29 protein-coding genes are annotated in these 13331 nt (G+C 37.9%); 2 read left to right on the top strand and 27 right to left on the bottom strand.

All coding sequences use genetic code 11. From position 1 onward, the window contains the following. Positions 1-114: 114 nt before the first annotated feature. The 8 genes from QOS06_RS01060 to QOS06_RS01025 all read right to left on the bottom strand — a co-directional run bounded on the left by QOS06_RS01060 (position 115) and on the right by QOS06_RS01025 (position 4514). On the bottom strand, positions 115-624 hold the full coding sequence (locus tag QOS06_RS01060) for an HNH endonuclease signature motif containing protein (RefSeq protein ID WP_283595331.1): 510 nt from the start codon (positions 622-624) through the stop codon (positions 115-117). 415 nt (positions 625-1039) lie between these two features. Continuing rightward, positions 1040-1318: a hypothetical protein gene (locus QOS06_RS01055; protein WP_132140156.1), complete on the bottom strand. Its 279-nt coding sequence runs from the start codon at positions 1316-1318 to the stop codon at positions 1040-1042. Beyond that, on the bottom strand, positions 1311-1484 hold the full coding sequence (locus tag QOS06_RS01050) for a hypothetical protein (RefSeq protein ID WP_191981058.1): 174 nt from the start codon (positions 1482-1484) through the stop codon (positions 1311-1313). Before QOS06_RS01050 ends, QOS06_RS01055 begins: the two co-directional genes overlap by 8 nt. 106 nt (positions 1485-1590) lie before the next feature. Beyond that, complete coding sequence (locus QOS06_RS01045; RefSeq protein ID WP_003663930.1) at positions 1591-1713, bottom strand: hypothetical protein; 123 nt, start codon at positions 1711-1713, stop codon at positions 1591-1593. 222 nt (positions 1714-1935) lie between these two features. Further along, complete coding sequence (locus QOS06_RS01040) at positions 1936-2115, bottom strand: hypothetical protein (RefSeq protein ID WP_076462027.1); 180 nt, start codon at positions 2113-2115, stop codon at positions 1936-1938. Positions 2116-2469: 354 nt separating this feature from the next. Beyond that, positions 2470-2616, bottom strand: a complete 147-nt coding sequence (locus tag QOS06_RS01035) for a hypothetical protein (protein WP_191991106.1) — start codon at positions 2614-2616, stop codon at positions 2470-2472. Between the two features lie 125 nt (positions 2617-2741). Next, positions 2742-3404 (bottom strand): hypothetical protein, encoded by a 663-nt coding sequence (locus tag QOS06_RS01030; RefSeq protein ID WP_152738033.1) that lies wholly within the window; start codon positions 3402-3404, stop codon positions 2742-2744. Positions 3405-4040: 636 nt separating this feature from the next. After that, on the bottom strand, positions 4041-4514 hold the full coding sequence (locus QOS06_RS01025) for an ArpU family phage packaging/lysis transcriptional regulator (protein WP_152742977.1): 474 nt from the start codon (positions 4512-4514) through the stop codon (positions 4041-4043). Positions 4515-4616: 102 nt separating this feature from the next. Between QOS06_RS01025 and QOS06_RS01020 the strand changes: the two genes are divergently transcribed. Then, positions 4617-5321, top strand: a complete 705-nt coding sequence (locus tag QOS06_RS01020; protein ID WP_283595330.1) for a hypothetical protein — start codon at positions 4617-4619, stop codon at positions 5319-5321. Here the strand turns inward: QOS06_RS01020 and QOS06_RS01015 are convergent, their stop codons facing one another. The 18 genes from QOS06_RS01015 to QOS06_RS00930 form a co-directional block, all read right to left on the bottom strand. Further along, on the bottom strand, positions 5322-5468 hold the full coding sequence (locus tag QOS06_RS01015; protein WP_283595329.1) for a hypothetical protein: 147 nt from the start codon (positions 5466-5468) through the stop codon (positions 5322-5324). It abuts the gene before it with no gap. A 68-nt stretch (positions 5469-5536) separates the two neighbouring features. Continuing rightward, positions 5537-5842: a hypothetical protein gene (locus tag QOS06_RS01010; RefSeq protein ID WP_142499323.1), complete on the bottom strand. Its 306-nt coding sequence runs from the start codon at positions 5840-5842 to the stop codon at positions 5537-5539. Further along, a complete protein-coding gene (locus QOS06_RS01005; RefSeq protein ID WP_085681283.1) occupies positions 5835-6053 on the bottom strand; it encodes a crAss001_48 related protein in 219 nt (72 codons plus the stop codon). Before QOS06_RS01005 ends, QOS06_RS01010 begins: the two co-directional genes overlap by 8 nt. After that, entirely contained in the window at positions 6043-6177 is a 135-nt protein-coding gene (locus QOS06_RS01000) for a hypothetical protein (protein ID WP_255505071.1), read from the bottom strand. Before QOS06_RS01000 ends, QOS06_RS01005 begins: the two co-directional genes overlap by 11 nt. A gap of 11 nt (positions 6178-6188) precedes the next feature. Then, a complete protein-coding gene (locus QOS06_RS00995; protein ID WP_066035353.1) occupies positions 6189-6371 on the bottom strand; it encodes a hypothetical protein in 183 nt (60 codons plus the stop codon). After that, positions 6371-7117, bottom strand: a complete 747-nt coding sequence (locus QOS06_RS00990; RefSeq protein WP_099979603.1) for a hypothetical protein — start codon at positions 7115-7117, stop codon at positions 6371-6373. The genes QOS06_RS00995 and QOS06_RS00990 overlap by 1 nt, the downstream gene beginning before the upstream one ends. A gap of 3 nt (positions 7118-7120) precedes the next feature. Further along, positions 7121-7546 carry a replication terminator protein gene (locus QOS06_RS00985; RefSeq protein WP_283595326.1) on the bottom strand — a complete coding sequence of 142 codons (426 nt, stop codon included), beginning with the start codon at positions 7544-7546 and terminating at the stop codon, positions 7121-7123. Continuing rightward, positions 7539-7886: a hypothetical protein gene (locus tag QOS06_RS00980; RefSeq protein ID WP_085681297.1), complete on the bottom strand. Its 348-nt coding sequence runs from the start codon at positions 7884-7886 to the stop codon at positions 7539-7541. Before QOS06_RS00980 ends, QOS06_RS00985 begins: the two co-directional genes overlap by 8 nt. 9 nt (positions 7887-7895) lie before the next feature. Next, a complete protein-coding gene (locus tag QOS06_RS00975) occupies positions 7896-8354 on the bottom strand; it encodes an HNH endonuclease signature motif containing protein (protein WP_283595324.1) in 459 nt (152 codons plus the stop codon). After that, positions 8332-8592 (bottom strand): hypothetical protein, encoded by a 261-nt coding sequence (locus QOS06_RS00970; RefSeq protein ID WP_085649873.1) that lies wholly within the window; start codon positions 8590-8592, stop codon positions 8332-8334. Before QOS06_RS00970 ends, QOS06_RS00975 begins: the two co-directional genes overlap by 23 nt. After that, positions 8582-9058, bottom strand: coding sequence for a hypothetical protein (locus QOS06_RS00965; RefSeq protein WP_085681277.1), 477 nt, complete (start codon positions 9056-9058; stop codon positions 8582-8584). Before QOS06_RS00965 ends, QOS06_RS00970 begins: the two co-directional genes overlap by 11 nt. Further along, positions 9058-9984 carry a site-specific integrase gene (locus tag QOS06_RS00960; RefSeq protein ID WP_158087915.1) on the bottom strand — a complete coding sequence of 309 codons (927 nt, stop codon included), beginning with the start codon at positions 9982-9984 and terminating at the stop codon, positions 9058-9060. The genes QOS06_RS00965 and QOS06_RS00960 overlap by 1 nt, the downstream gene beginning before the upstream one ends. Beyond that, entirely contained in the window at positions 9974-10594 is a 621-nt protein-coding gene (locus QOS06_RS00955; protein WP_283595323.1) for an N-6 DNA methylase, read from the bottom strand. Before QOS06_RS00955 ends, QOS06_RS00960 begins: the two co-directional genes overlap by 11 nt. Positions 10595-10598: 4 nt before the next feature. Next, positions 10599-10970: a DnaD domain protein gene (locus tag QOS06_RS00950; RefSeq protein WP_283595322.1), complete on the bottom strand. Its 372-nt coding sequence runs from the start codon at positions 10968-10970 to the stop codon at positions 10599-10601. After that, positions 10939-11499, bottom strand: coding sequence for a hypothetical protein (locus QOS06_RS00945; protein WP_283595321.1), 561 nt, complete (start codon positions 11497-11499; stop codon positions 10939-10941). The genes QOS06_RS00950 and QOS06_RS00945 overlap by 32 nt, the downstream gene beginning before the upstream one ends. Before the next feature lie 11 nt (positions 11500-11510). Then, positions 11511-11720, bottom strand: a complete 210-nt coding sequence (locus QOS06_RS00940) for a hypothetical protein (RefSeq protein ID WP_085680981.1) — start codon at positions 11718-11720, stop codon at positions 11511-11513. A 33-nt stretch (positions 11721-11753) separates the two neighbouring features. After that, on the bottom strand, positions 11754-12077 hold the full coding sequence (locus tag QOS06_RS00935; protein WP_225436999.1) for a hypothetical protein: 324 nt from the start codon (positions 12075-12077) through the stop codon (positions 11754-11756). A 5-nt stretch (positions 12078-12082) separates the two neighbouring features. Next, entirely contained in the window at positions 12083-12322 is a 240-nt protein-coding gene (locus tag QOS06_RS00930; RefSeq protein ID WP_283595319.1) for a hypothetical protein, read from the bottom strand. Positions 12323-12536: 214 nt separating this feature from the next. Here QOS06_RS00930 and QOS06_RS00925 point away from each other — a divergent pair, with 214 nt between their 5' ends. Continuing rightward, on the top strand, positions 12537-13073 hold the full coding sequence (locus tag QOS06_RS00925) for a hypothetical protein (RefSeq protein ID WP_283595318.1): 537 nt from the start codon (positions 12537-12539) through the stop codon (positions 13071-13073). Between the two features lie 124 nt (positions 13074-13197). On the opposite strand, the gene QOS06_RS00920 is transcribed toward QOS06_RS00925, so the two are convergent. Next, on the bottom strand, positions 13198-13329 hold the full coding sequence (locus QOS06_RS00920) for a hypothetical protein (protein WP_283595317.1): 132 nt from the start codon (positions 13327-13329) through the stop codon (positions 13198-13200). Positions 13330-13331 lie beyond the last annotated feature (2 nt).

Here is a 13331-nt window from a genome sequence, read left to right as displayed (position 1 = left end):
GCAAGTGCATTGTTCTATGTGATGCGCTCATTTTGGTTCCTAGGGGGCGGGGGTATTGTTTGTAATTTATTCAAAATTACTTCGTGGCCAAAAAATATTGTTCGCTTTCTCAGATTAATCATTCTTTATCGACTCGTTTAGCCAACGCTTCCACGTTTTTTTGCTGATATGCCGCAGCTTATTGATACCACTTGGTTTGGCTTCGATGGCTTGCTCAATCTGCGTCTTGCGGTTGTGCTGACGTCGGCTCAGTAGCCAAAGGTTATCTGCATCATAAGGATCACGACAGTAACGGCGTGGAATAATATGGTCCACAATATAATCATGGTCACTCAATGCTCTACCAGTTGATCCGTCAATCATCAGGTCTCGACGTTTAACATAGTCACGAACCTTAGTCCATTGTGGTGAATGGTAGAACTTATTAGCAATAGGATCACGATCATACTTGTTGTACTCACGTTGCCATTGCTTATGGTATTGCTTGTACTGATCTGTCTGATGATACTTGGCAAGGCGCTTAAGCTGTTCCTGCTTATGTAATTGCTCGTGCTTACTGCACCAGTCATGGCCAGGTTTACAAAGTACATGGCATCCCCGTTGATAGCATTCATGAGTACGCAATATCATTCTCTCCTTTTGGTTAATGATCTCTGTAGCAGTGGAGGCGCTTGGCTTGCAAGAGGCAAGAGCCTCCTTGGGGTCGGCTTACTTCTTGACCTCAATTAAAATAAGTAATAAGATTAATAGTGTTAAGTTTAAGTTATTCATTGGGAATCACCTCCTCGCAATTTACTTGGGAGGTGATTCCTATTTTTTGTTGCCTAGCCGACCCCAAATAGTTTTATGGGGATGCTATTCATTTAAATAATCTTTCAAGCATAATATCTTTTAATTCCATAATTGACTCCTTTTAAATAATAATTATGTGCAATCTCGGACTCGAACCGAAACGGCTACCCATACTGGCATTAAGGTTTGACCCGCCGGAAAACTAAACTTGCGCAAAATAAAAGACGGCCATCGAATTGATAGTCGCCTATAATACTCGGTTTAAGTAATCTCGTAGCTTTATTGCATTTTCTTTAGATAATTTGAATACCGTCTGTTGATCGTCTTGTTCCCGTGTTCCTTGACGCATATTAGGGTAATAAAGATTAGTTAATAAAACATCAATACTATCTGGTTGCTTTAAGAAGCTGATCTCAGCCTCCATTCCCAGATGATCGTCAATCTTATCTTTATACATTGCATTAAACCAACCATCATCAATGATCAACGAATGATCTTTTACATTCTTAAATGATTTTCTATGCATTTCTTAACCTCTTATCAATTAATTCTTGTAATTCTTTCAAGTCGTCATCAGTAGCTAAATCACGGATAAACTTACGAGCATATGAACGGTAACGATATATCCGATTCTTATCCTTGTTCTTATCGTCCCACTTTTTCTTGGCTCTTTGTTGTGCTTCACTAACCATAATATCGACCTTCTAACATTAATATGGTATACTGTATATGCAAAAGGACAAGAGCTGCTACCTCTCGTCCCTTTGCGATCCGGAAAACGAGTTTGCTGGCTAACCGCTATTTGCGATTAGCTTTTTTTATTATCGCATATGCAATTGCAAAGTTGATACTTGCAACTGATATTGCTACGAGAGCATTAACGATAACTGCATCCTCATGTTTCCAGATAAACTCTTTCATCCATTGAACTCGCCTCCATCCGGAAGAAAGGCTGTCGCCGGATCGCTGTAGCATATTGATAAGGTCGCGACTCCTTATCTCATCTACATCCATTATTATACCTTATTAATATATAAACAACAATAGAAAATCAAATCTTTTTGAGTATAAATTTAGCCGGCAAGCGTTGACCTGTCGGCTTTTTCTTTGCAAAATAAAAGACGGTAGCCATTTTCTATCGCCTTAACTTAACCTCTCATCAATCATCTTGCGTAGTTCTAATAAATCATCCTGGCTTGCAATATCTCGTACATACTTACGAGCATATGAACGGTAACGGTAAACACGCTGCTTATCTTTATTTTTATCGTTCCATTTCTTGGCTGCCTTTAATTGTGCTTCGCTTGTTTTATTTTCTGCCATGTCACTCACCTACTTTAATATCCAAGTGGCAATACAAATAATAATAGCTAAAATAGAAAGCACAATTGAAATGTTATCCTTAGTTTCTCTTTTCATAACAGGCAAGACTAGAACATGGTATAATTTATATACACCTAAACAAGGGCTTTGTTGGAACCCTTGCTGGTGTCAGATTACTTAAATAAGAACGTCAAGATGGATATTATGAAGCTTGCAATGCTGAGATAAAATTTAATATCTTCTCGACGTTCTTTTTGTAATCTCTTACGTCTATCTGTTCTAATCTTTATCTCTCCCTTCACTTATTATAATACTACGTTAGTAACGTATAGCAAAGCGAATTAGGGATAAAATTCATGTATTTTTATGTTCTTTAAAAGCCGGCAAGCGTTGACCTGTCGGCTTTTTCTTTACTAATCGTTTACGGGTTCGTTCAGCATGAGCTAACATATATAATTCGGCTCTACTATTGGTAAAGCCCCATTTTTTAGTCGTTCTCATAATTATCTCCAAACAAAAAGCCAGCCGTTAAGCTGACTTACTATGTCTCTATTTATTGCTGATATTGTAAAGACTAATACATAAACTAATAATAGCTAATATTGAACCTATTATCGTAAATATCATTAATAATCATATCCCTTATTTATATCATGATTCATATCATCATCTATCAGCTTGTCTATTAGCCCTTGATTTCGTTTATCAAAGGCATTGGCAAAGTTCCTATATTTAGCGTTGTACAAATTCTTGTTTTCTTTAATTAATTTTCGATCTTGGCTCATTACATATTTCAGCTGTGCTAGAGCATGTAGTAACGTGCTACGTTCACCCTCAGACAATGGAATGGGCTCACCGTTCTTAACATGATGTTTAGCTTTTAGACTATTCACATCACTATTTATCTTATATACCGTATCAGACAAATCTTGCCGATAAGTTTGGTAATTCATTGATTGTCTTGTAGGCAAATTAGTTATTTGAACATCCCTAATAACCGATAGATTCTGACGTAAACTATTAACTTGAAATATAAGATTATCGGGTGTTATTGGAACCCTAGGTGCATTGGCAACCTTCCCTATTAACAAATCCAATTGATAATTCGCTAAATCTGTTGAATTTATAATAACCTGGCGAGTACTTTTCTCATAGTTATCCGCTGCTTTGCGTTGAGAATACCAGCCAGCACCTGTAAAGACCAATGAGACTATAGAAATAATCAAAGGATACTTAAGGTTCCAATCTTTCACAAATATTCTATACAAACTTTGCTTTACTTTATCCATTCATTTTCACCTCGCTATTAATATAGCAAAAGCCCAGTCAACGAGACTAGGCTGAGGTAAAAATAAAATGGTCATAGTTTAACGTCATTGCGGACAAAAACTTAGTAGGGCTTTGCACCCATACAGCCTTGAAGCCTAAGTATAATCAGGACCACACAATCACCGCACCCGGTCGTAGTTTTCCGCCTACTCCTGTAACGGTATTGCTGTCCATTCATACGGTAATCCTTTAGCCGCTGAGTTAGATTACGTACTCTTCTGCTGATCACAGCACGGTTGCTACGAGACTATCAGAGTAGCATGTAAATTTAATGATAAAGGAGATCTTCCAATCTTCCAAAACGCACAAACCAAATTTAATCGTTACCGTAAATTTATTTTTGAAGTTAATGATAGTCTCAACGTGGATTATGGGGCTCAGACCCATCAGTCAGTCAAACATCTGATCCACACTCAAGCTTAACAAGAGATCCCGTGTGGTATTAAGCATAAAAATCTCTTTCCTTAAAGCCAGAATCCTAAATTTGAGTAGTTAAAGGCTTGCTCAGGCACAATTGGGGGTCACAAGGCTACATCGCTAACCTTCCGACAATATCATTTTCGCACTTAAAAACGGGCTTGAAGTTCACTCATAGTTCACTGTTTGTTCACTCGTTGTTCACTTTTTTCGTCCTTGTATGCATGAAGGTCTTCTAGTAAGTCAGCATCCCCGAGCAAACTAGTATATCTTTCCAGCGTATCCGCAAACTCACTACAAGCAATTTTCAAGTAATGATAATAGCGTGTTTTCTCATAACCAATCTGATTAGCTACTTCCCAATCTTTTTTATTCTGAATAAACTTAGCAATTAATATTCGCCTACTTCTAAGACTGCATGCGTTGAGTGCTTGGGCAATTGTCTCAACTAAGAGATGGTAATTAGCAACTTTAACCATTTGATTTTCCAACGAATTACCATTGGCACTTGCTCTTGGCATTCCATCAATTTGTGGGGATGTTAGCTTGATCCCTCCACCAGCTAAGCGGCATAAGCGTTGATATTCGTCCTTGAAGAAGTAGCGAACATTGTCAGTAGTTCCGTCAACATCTAATTCTTTCAAAAGCCCCACTTTTAGCACTCTCCCCGTTTTGATATAATAGATTTGTTATTTAAATATTTAAGAAGGGCGCGCTTTTCATAGGGGTGTCTTTTTTGTTTAGGAGGAATAAAGATGGTTATTACAATCGTTATTTCGATCATTTCACTGCTAATTTCCGGACTATCATCTACTGTTGCTTTGCTTTCCTTTGCATCTAACAAGTCTAAACTTATTTTCTTTGGTGATGATGACCCAGTTCCAGAAGCTATAATTGAATCTGAAATAACAGCAGATCGTATAAACGAAAAAGGAAAAACTGAACAACTTCCTTTCCCCAACGGTATTCTTTACTGCATCCAAGTATTCAATCCTTCGCCACAAGATATTTCCTTTTTTAACATGCAATATATTATTGATAGTGAAATACCCAAAAATGTGTGGAGTAAGAAAACTATTGAATGGTTTTCAGACAACGCAAAGGTTATTATGCATGATCCTATACATGGATCAGGTGAGATTTATATTCCGGATACGTCATTTGGAGTTTTCAAAGCTCACTCCTTTACTCCCCTATATCTATTCGTTTCAACAGATGGAAGTCCCTACCCAAAACAATTAAGATTTCAATTTAATTATGCAGTTAGAAGCTTCCCGTACTTTGGAAAGAATCATCACTATAAATCTTTTGTTAAGGATTTGGATATTACTAATACCGAAAAAGAAATGCAATTAAAGACAGAAGCAATGAAACAATTGACACAACCAATGCAAAGATCGCAAAAGCCAAATCAAACACCACCTTATAGTAAAAAACGCCGTAGACGAAACAAAAAATAATTAAAACAACATACTAATTATCCAGTGCCATAAAAAGATATTGGCTAAAATCAAACCGCCTAATATTAAGCCACAAATACAGGCACAGAATATAAGGACAACTACACTGATTAATCCACCAAATGCTTCTTTAACTTTATTAGTCATTCTTTCCCTCACGTTTAACTTTATTATTCTCTCGCCGCTGTCGCTTTTTGCGTCGGCGGTTTTTACTTTTACTTTTTGACTTGGCCATGCTTTTGTACCTCTCTTGGTATAATCACAGCTCTGGGATGACCAGTTGCATATTTTTGAGCATCATGTAAATCCTCAAAGACATGAATTAATTCGAGCTTACCGTAATCATCCAACTTCATGTCTTTAACAACGTAGACGATTCCATAATCGCTTCGCTTGGAAAATTCATCTCTGGCAATTGCTTTAATTGCTGTTACCTGTGCTTCGTTAAATAATATTCTGCTAGTAGCTTTTATCCCACTCCCTGATTCAGAATAGACTACATCGCCATCATATCTAATCATTAGCTGTCCCCCGCATATAGATAATTCTTGCATCTAAGTTTTCTAAATAAGCTTGCATTGACCTTAGTTGAGCATTTAGTAGTGTTAATTCCAACGGGGATGAAAGCTTAGGCCCATCTTTAACAATAAATTGAGCTAATCGGTCGATCTTGCCTAACAGATCCTTTCGCTCCTTTGATAATTGCTGAAGTACTTTTCGTTTACTTGTCATTGTATTTCCTCACTTGATTAGTTCGCCGTTCCTCAAAGTTTGCTTGTTTTATCGATAGGACAGTTCCCAAGATAAAACCAACCGTAAAAATTAGGACGGCGCTGATAATTAATAGTTCTGTCATTGTGCATCCCCTCATTCATCAATAGCAACTAGTTTGGCCATATCATCATATTTAACTCTTAAACGTTCTAAGTGGCCAAGATTAAACCGAGTAACAACAATCTCGTCACCGTAAAGAGACTGATTAATAATCTCCCCGGTAGTTTCCCGTACTGATAATTTGAGACCGTTATGAAAAATAATTCGTGTCTTCATTAAGCAATCACCGGATACTTAATCTCGCCAAACGTTTCTTGCTCTAATTGCTGAATGTACTTCTTAATATTATTCTTTGCTTCTACTTGCCATTGGTTGTTATCAGCCATGAATAATGCTGATTGCATCCCCTCACGCATCCGGAAGATAAACTTGCTTGCTGGCTGATCGACCTCCTGGAATGTCCGGAAAGGAATTAACTTAACGGGATTAGGTACTTTCACCTCATCGACACTAGCAACACCAGAATTGATTTGAACGCTCTGGCTTACACCATCATCAGTTTGTTGATGAATGCTTTCATCACGTAGATTACTAACAACTTTAAGAATAATATTTCGGTCGTCATTCTCCTCAAAGTGAGATTGTAGCATGATAATCATCTTTTCTTGATCTAAATAATTCTCTAGGTTAAGACGATCAACGACTGCCCGAACCTCGGCAAAACAAGGACGTTGACCGTGGCCATTCAACTCACCGACTACCTCGACCTTAGTTGGACTAACAACATGGATTTTGATACTGTCATAAATTTCCTGAGTCTCACTTTCCAGCCATTCAATCAGGCTAGTTAATTGGTTCAGTTGGAGGGGATGAGCAATAATCGGATCATTAAGTAAGGCTGCATCCCCATCATGATCAAGAAGATACTGGCGACCGTTTAAGCCTGTAATGAGCTGATTGCCATTAGCATCAATTACGAGTTGTTCAAATTGGGTTAATTCACCGTTAATCTTTGTTTCCATGGGTTAGTTCTCCTTCTTTTGCAAATCAATGATCTTGCGCTTTTCTTCTTTTTCCACTTCTTCAACTGGTTCGCCAGTATCTGTCTTAGCTTTACCATCATCTGGATCGATGTAAGTTTGACCCTTAACTCCTGACTTTAATTCGTTAACGTGAACCTTGCCGTTAATATCACGACCTAAAAGCATCGTAGTTGGCACTCCCACTTCTGGAGCAAGGGTAGTTTTAACTTCAACGGTGACGTCTGAGGCATCCCGCTTCTCATTAGAGGCTAACGTGATATTAAGTTGCACCTTCCGCTTTTTAGTTGGATCCGTATTGGGATCAAGGATATTGTCTGCAACTTGTTGCAATGCGCGGTTAAGCTTAACTTGCACACCACCATCTGCAATTTCTGATAAATCAAAATTGATTGCTTTCTTCTTACTCATAACTCTTCTCCTCCACGTCAATAAACATTTGACCATCTTCACAGTAATAATTAAGTTCCCAGCCATTGCGTCTCATCAAATGAATTAACTTCTCAGCAATTTTTCGCCCGTCAATGCCAAGATTAAACAAATGATAAAGTTCAGGTTCCATCACAAAGTCATCACATCCTAGGGCTTCCATATCAATGGGGAGATAAAGCCGATTGTAATGACCTTTATCATGTAATTGATGAGCCAAGTTAACTTGCATGATGTCGAATAACTGATCTTCGAACATCTTTTGATCTCCCTGTCGCCGTTTAGCAACATATTCATGTCGTAAGTAGTTCTTTAATTCCATCGTAATCTCCTATTTTCCTTTTTCTTTTATCTTCATCATGACCCTAGCAATTAGCATCCCTGTTTTAGATAAGGCTGTATTGTCAAAATGTAAACCCATATGATTGATATACATTGATTCAGCCCTTGTAACTGCTGCTAGGTTTTCAATCGCAAAATTTTTCTTATTGCCATCGAGGAAGAGAATAACCATCCCCTCCGGTAGTGTTCGCTGGTAATGCTGTTGCCATAAATATTTCTGATAAGGAATCCAACGCTGATACCGTGGTCCTTCATCAGATACCTTGATATAGGTGTAACCATTACGCGCTTCACGGAGCGTACCCAGCGACTTGTATTGCTTTGGAATATGACCTTTCTTAAACCTCGTTTTATGACTATTACCGCCAGCAGACCACCTCATTCCCGTATTCCAGGGACGGTTTCCCTTTCGAAACTGACCTTTACTATTTCGTTTTTGGTTTGTCATCGCCATTAATTCCAATCATATGTGGCAGCGTCATATTGCTATCAACTCGCCGGTCATAGATTTCCGCTGCTTTAAGGACAGTATTAGCGTTGTTAATGATCGTATTCCCCACATCGGCCATCGCCTTAGCACGATCAATTTCGTGGCTTAGCTCCTCGGGCTTGATATCATCACGGTCAAGCCGAGTTAGTTCGTTAAAAAGTAAATCATTCAAATCTTCAAGGCGGTTACTTGCCATTTTTAAAAACATCCCTTCCGCATTTTGGGCACTGCTGCCGAATGCTTTTATTTATTATTCGATTGTAACTAGCAGCAAGGTGATACCCACACTTGCATTTAATAATTGTTTGTTTAATTCTTTGATCTCCGGAAGACAGATAATCGACAATAAAGTTTTTACTTAGAATATTTTTAAGTTTCTTGCGAGGATTTTCTGCTTTTTTTGAATCATGTAGACAGCAATAAGCACAATTGCCAGAAAAAGTTCCTTTAACTATTGACTCAGCACGGCGGATAGTGACCTGACCACACTGCTTACATTTCAAGTCGACTTTTTCATTGATGGTTGATGGAATTGAACTGACCACAAAACTTTTTGCATACTTTTTACGAAAATGGTACTGAAATGACTCACGTACTATTTTTCGTTTATCCTCTCTTGAATCGGCTGGTGCTAGTTTTAAAATCTTCCCTGGATAAAACATTACAGCTCAGCCAGTCCTTTCATAATAATGTCATTATCTTTGCGCTTCTGTTTCCTTAGTAAATGGATATAGGTCTCTTGGGTTGTAATCGTATCAGCATGTCCTAAGCGATCAGCGACACTTTGAATCGATACGCTATTAGAAATCAAGAAGCTTGCGTGGGTATGCCGTAATCCATGAACAGTTATCGGTAAGCCATCAAAGTGCAAATACCTTTCTTGAATACTTTTTAGAACGTCGTTAACTGTGGAATTAAACCGAATACCCGCTTTTCTAAAAATAGGCTCATCATCGTTAACGCCAACTGCATTCCGCTTAAAACACCGCAAAGTATAGTCATCAACTTCAATTGTTCTTACTGATGAAGAATTTTTCGTCGGTTGAAAGCCCTCATCAGTTTTGTAATTCCAAGTCTTATTAATGCTGACAGTATGCTTATCAAAATCAATATCATTCATCGTGACTCCTAAACATTCGGCATATCGAAAACCTGTTCGTAGCAGAATATCAATAAAGTTGGTATAAGTACCATCGTCTTTGCGGCAAAACTCATCTAGCTTTTTCATTTCAGATATTTCTAAATACTTTCGACTGTTCTTGACAACCTTCTTGGTAGTGACAATCTTGATCCGGTAAGTCGGGTCCTTATCAAGCAGTCCGTCATACTTTAGATCGCGAAATGGTTGGTTAATGATATGAACAAAGTCCTCAACCGTCTGTTTCTCATGCTTTTTGCCATAAAGATTAATTAATTGCTGATACAATTCTCGTGTAATATCACTAATTTTAACCTTTGGCCATAGTTCCTTAATAACTTGATTGGCGATGTAATACTTCTGGAGCGTTACTGGCCGAACCTCATTTTGTTTGTAGGTAACAATCCAATCATCAAAGTATTTCCAGAAAAATGTGTCTTTAGTCGTCAAAACGATCAACCCATTCTGTAATATCAAATTCTCTCTTGAATAATTCATGATGAGGGCACTTAATAACCTCACTATAAGCAAGATAGTTATTGCTATCATTACGGATAAAATAAACATCCTTAGCCCGTCGACTAAGTGAGTCACAATGTATAGCCACACCATTCATTCCGCGGATTGCCATGTTGAATAGCAAGAATGGGATTGCCCGATCAGACATCTCCTCCGCTTGATACCAATATGAGCGAGGATCGTACGTAAAAATCGAATTATGGGTCAGATCATTCCACCAGTGTTTAATGAGAATTCCACCTGTGCCAGCTGCCACTTCATAATAGGCGTTGTCGTTGCTTTGTCGCGCTGTTAGCCGATTGAGCAGGGTCGCCACGCTATCGGGGGTAAAGTCCTGCTTCTTACTTTTCCTTTCCGCCTGCTCATCTTCAAAGTATTCATGAAACCAATCAAACTTTAGATCAGTTGATACTGCTAAGAACTGCTTAAATAGTCCTGGTCGTTGCTGATCATCAAGCATTAGCTGGAGTATTTTCTCCGGTGCCTTATAAGATTCTTCAATTCCAAGGAGCTTATTTACTGTCTTTACGTCAAACTGCATATCGTCACTCCCCTAACTTGTAAACGGGAATCTTTGGCTTAATACCAGCGACAATAACTGACTTACCGTTATAAACATCATTATCATGTTGGACTGCTGCAAGATTAGTTAATCCCTGTTGCTGATAACGATTTAAGATCGAACGCAAGTATGCAAATGTTGGACGATCAGCATTCTCAAACATAGAAGTGATGGCAAATGCTACTACATCACGACCAAGTTCATTGACGAAAGTTTTGAATTCGATTTTTGATTTTGGGGCGAGCTTTTCATAATATGAATTAAGAGTAGTACTAGTAGTAGTATTTAAATTATCTTTACTCTTACTTAACTTAACTCTATCCTTACCTAACCTGAGGATCCATTTCGGTTCCATTCTGGTTCCAATTTGGTTCCATGAAGGTAAAGCCTTGTACCTGTTGAGGTTGAGAGTTTTCATTTGAAATTTGGTTTTCATTTTTGGAACCACTTTGGATACATTCTGGTTCCATCTTGTCTCCATTTTGGATCCGTTTTGGTTCCATTTCGGTTCCAACTTGGTTCCGTTCTGGTTCCAAATCGGATACAAATTGGTACCGTTTATTCTTATCAAGACCAATTAATTTCATGTCGTCGGTATAAATTGTCGGGGTGTATCGGTCCTTTTTGACATAGTTGGAAACTAACCAATCTTTGATGACGACTACACCATCATCAAAGACAATCAGATAGTCTTTCTCAACTAGAGCCTTCAAGTCATCTTCACTAGCACCGATCATGCGTTTAATTGACTTAGGATTGCCAACAAAACCGTCATCATCGGCATTCATCCCCAAATGGAAGTAAAGTGATTGAGCAGTAAGTGCCATATCAAGGAACTTATCCGTCTCAGTAACCTTCTGACTAAACATTCTGCGCTGTGCCATTTTGTAACCCCCTAGTTATAAATCTGCTTAACCAATTCATCAAAGTCTTGAGATTCGCTCAGCCGCTTAAGGTGGTAAGCAATATCTTCTGCTAACTTCAGATGATAGCTGTACGTCTCAGCATGCTTGAATTGATCACATAAATTACAAATAAAAATAGCTTGATCAATCACATTGTTAGCAAGTTTTTCAACTTCTGCTGCAGTATCTTTTTCTGACATATGTTATAATCTCCTTGTAGATTTCTTATCCAGTTATTGGATTTTGCCATCGGTGTCTCCAGCACCGGTGGCTTTTTTAGTATTCAAGTCCAATAACAAGAGCAAATAAGTAAATAACAATACCAACACTCCATCGTAATCGCCAGCGCCTGCACAGTAAGCAATCCAAACACCAAGCAACATTGCGATGATCTTGGAATTAACAATCTTTTTTAATGTCATTTGATTACCCCCTAATGCTTCTTCTGATACTTCTTTTTGAATAGTAGTGGTCGATCCCTTTCGTAAAGCAGACTGTACGTCAGTGCATACAACATACACAATGCAATACTTAATATGGGTAATGTAATTAGCCACGCCATCTATTCGCCTTCTTTCAAATGAGGATCAAGCATTCTTTTCCGGTATTGTTCAGACCTATATCGCAAAAAATCCTGAAAACGATTTTCATCAACATAGGTTCGTTGACCACCATCATGAATAATTGCGTTCCGATAATCCGGCAGCAATGAGCATTCTTTACACCGGCTATAGAAAGTTCCTTCTGAATAGCCATAATCTGCCATGATCTCTTTTTTCGTTTTCCAGTTATTTGCCATCATGTTAATCAACTCCTAAGCTTCATCTAAAATGAAATCAATTAGTTTTGATAGTCCCACTGCTAAAACCAATAGCAGCAGGGCTTTTTTCTTTTTCTTCTTCATCCATCATTGCCCTCCTCCTTCTAGAAGTTTTATGCTTCAACTGTCAAAAGTTACTCTCTTTCTTTTATTTTGCTATACTTAATTCATCTCTGTATACGAGGAGGTGAACTTATTGAAAAACTGGACTATATCTGAAGTTGTTGCCGTATGTGCAATTGCATCACCTGTTCTAGTCACCTTTATCAGCGTCATATTCAAATCTCATTCAGAAAAGATCAATCATCGACTGGCAGCCTTAAACGCATCCATCAAGAGCAAGCAAAGTGCTTTAAATCAAATAAGCAAGGCTTACAGTATCTTCGTGATTGAAGGTCATAACAACGATAAAAAGGACCTTGAAAATTTCTTTGCTGAAATCGAAACAAGTATGGCGTTTATTGATCCTAAAGATTGTAAAATACTCCATGACCTTGAGTTATCCGTACGCCAGAATAGTTATCTTAGACATGAGAAAGATTTCTACGATGCTAGGGATGTAATACTCAAATCGATTACATCTGATAAATTGAAAATCTATAAGTTAACAACTTCAAAGATTTATAGGATCTGTTCCTTTAGTAAGAAAGTCGTTATCCATATATGGGCTTGGCTAACTTCAAGAGATGTAAGATCCAAAATACATAAGGAATATAGAGAACCCAAACAATAGGAAACTCAATACCTATTGTTGAGAAAAAAATAGTTGCTAAAATTCCCAAAATAATCATTAATATTAATGGATCCAAAAAATCATCTCCTTTCGAGGTGGCTTTTTCTATTCTTCATTACTGCCATCAAAGTGAATTTGAAAGATCGGATAGATCAACTAGCTGATAAGCTTCATCTAAAATGAAATCGATCAATTTTGATAGTCCCACTGCTAACACCAATAGCAGCAGGGCTTTTTTCTTTTGCTCACTCACCATCG

The organism is Limosilactobacillus sp. DJ3M12 (genome assembly GCF_947381695.1).
Lineage (GTDB): Bacteria > Bacillota > Bacilli > Lactobacillales > Lactobacillaceae > Limosilactobacillus > Limosilactobacillus kinnaridis.
Note: the sequence above shows the minus strand (reverse complement) of the source record. Positions and strands in the feature narration are given on the sequence as shown.

Coding starts and splice junctions, on each gene's coding strand:
- QOS06_RS01055 (WP_132140156.1), bottom strand. CDS start 1,318: ATGCATAGAAAATCATTTAAGAATGTAAAAGATCATTCGTTGATCATT.
- QOS06_RS01050 (WP_191981058.1), bottom strand. CDS start 1,484: ATGGTTAGTGAAGCACAACAAAGAGCCAAGAAAAAGTGGGACGATAAG.
- QOS06_RS01045 (WP_003663930.1), bottom strand. CDS start 1,713: ATGAAAGAGTTTATCTGGAAACATGAGGATGCAGTTATCGTTAATGCT.
- QOS06_RS01040 (WP_076462027.1), bottom strand. CDS start 2,115: ATGGCAGAAAATAAAACAAGCGAAGCACAATTAAAGGCAGCCAAGAAA.
- QOS06_RS01035 (WP_191991106.1), bottom strand. CDS start 2,616: ATGAGAACGACTAAAAAATGGGGCTTTACCAATAGTAGAGCCGAATTA.
- QOS06_RS01030 (WP_152738033.1), bottom strand. CDS start 3,404: ATGGATAAAGTAAAGCAAAGTTTGTATAGAATATTTGTGAAAGATTGG.
- QOS06_RS01020 (WP_283595330.1), top strand. CDS start 4,617: ATGGTTATTACAATCGTTATTTCGATCATTTCACTGCTAATTTCCGGA.
- QOS06_RS01015 (WP_283595329.1), bottom strand. CDS start 5,468: ATGACTAATAAAGTTAAAGAAGCATTTGGTGGATTAATCAGTGTAGTT.
- QOS06_RS01010 (WP_142499323.1), bottom strand. CDS start 5,842: ATGATTAGATATGATGGCGATGTAGTCTATTCTGAATCAGGGAGTGGG.
- QOS06_RS01005 (WP_085681283.1), bottom strand. CDS start 6,053: ATGACAAGTAAACGAAAAGTACTTCAGCAATTATCAAAGGAGCGAAAG.
- QOS06_RS01000 (WP_255505071.1), bottom strand. CDS start 6,177: ATGACAGAACTATTAATTATCAGCGCCGTCCTAATTTTTACGGTTGGT.
- QOS06_RS00995 (WP_066035353.1), bottom strand. CDS start 6,371: ATGAAGACACGAATTATTTTTCATAACGGTCTCAAATTATCAGTACGG.
- QOS06_RS00990 (WP_099979603.1), bottom strand. CDS start 7,117: ATGGAAACAAAGATTAACGGTGAATTAACCCAATTTGAACAACTCGTA.
- QOS06_RS00985 (WP_283595326.1), bottom strand. CDS start 7,546: ATGAGTAAGAAGAAAGCAATCAATTTTGATTTATCAGAAATTGCAGAT.
- QOS06_RS00980 (WP_085681297.1), bottom strand. CDS start 7,886: ATGGAATTAAAGAACTACTTACGACATGAATATGTTGCTAAACGGCGA.
- QOS06_RS00975 (WP_283595324.1), bottom strand. CDS start 8,354: ATGACAAACCAAAAACGAAATAGTAAAGGTCAGTTTCGAAAGGGAAAC.
- QOS06_RS00970 (WP_085649873.1), bottom strand. CDS start 8,592: ATGGCAAGTAACCGCCTTGAAGATTTGAATGATTTACTTTTTAACGAA.
- QOS06_RS00965 (WP_085681277.1), bottom strand. CDS start 9,058: ATGTTTTATCCAGGGAAGATTTTAAAACTAGCACCAGCCGATTCAAGA.
- QOS06_RS00955 (WP_283595323.1), bottom strand. CDS start 10,594: ATGCAGTTTGACGTAAAGACAGTAAATAAGCTCCTTGGAATTGAAGAA.
- QOS06_RS00950 (WP_283595322.1), bottom strand. CDS start 10,970: ATGGAACCGAAATGGATCCTCAGGTTAGGTAAGGATAGAGTTAAGTTA.
- QOS06_RS00945 (WP_283595321.1), bottom strand. CDS start 11,499: ATGGCACAGCGCAGAATGTTTAGTCAGAAGGTTACTGAGACGGATAAG.
- QOS06_RS00940 (WP_085680981.1), bottom strand. CDS start 11,720: ATGTCAGAAAAAGATACTGCAGCAGAAGTTGAAAAACTTGCTAACAAT.
- QOS06_RS00930 (WP_283595319.1), bottom strand. CDS start 12,322: ATGATGGCAAATAACTGGAAAACGAAAAAAGAGATCATGGCAGATTAT.
- QOS06_RS00920 (WP_283595317.1), bottom strand. CDS start 13,329: ATGGTGAGTGAGCAAAAGAAAAAAGCCCTGCTGCTATTGGTGTTAGCA.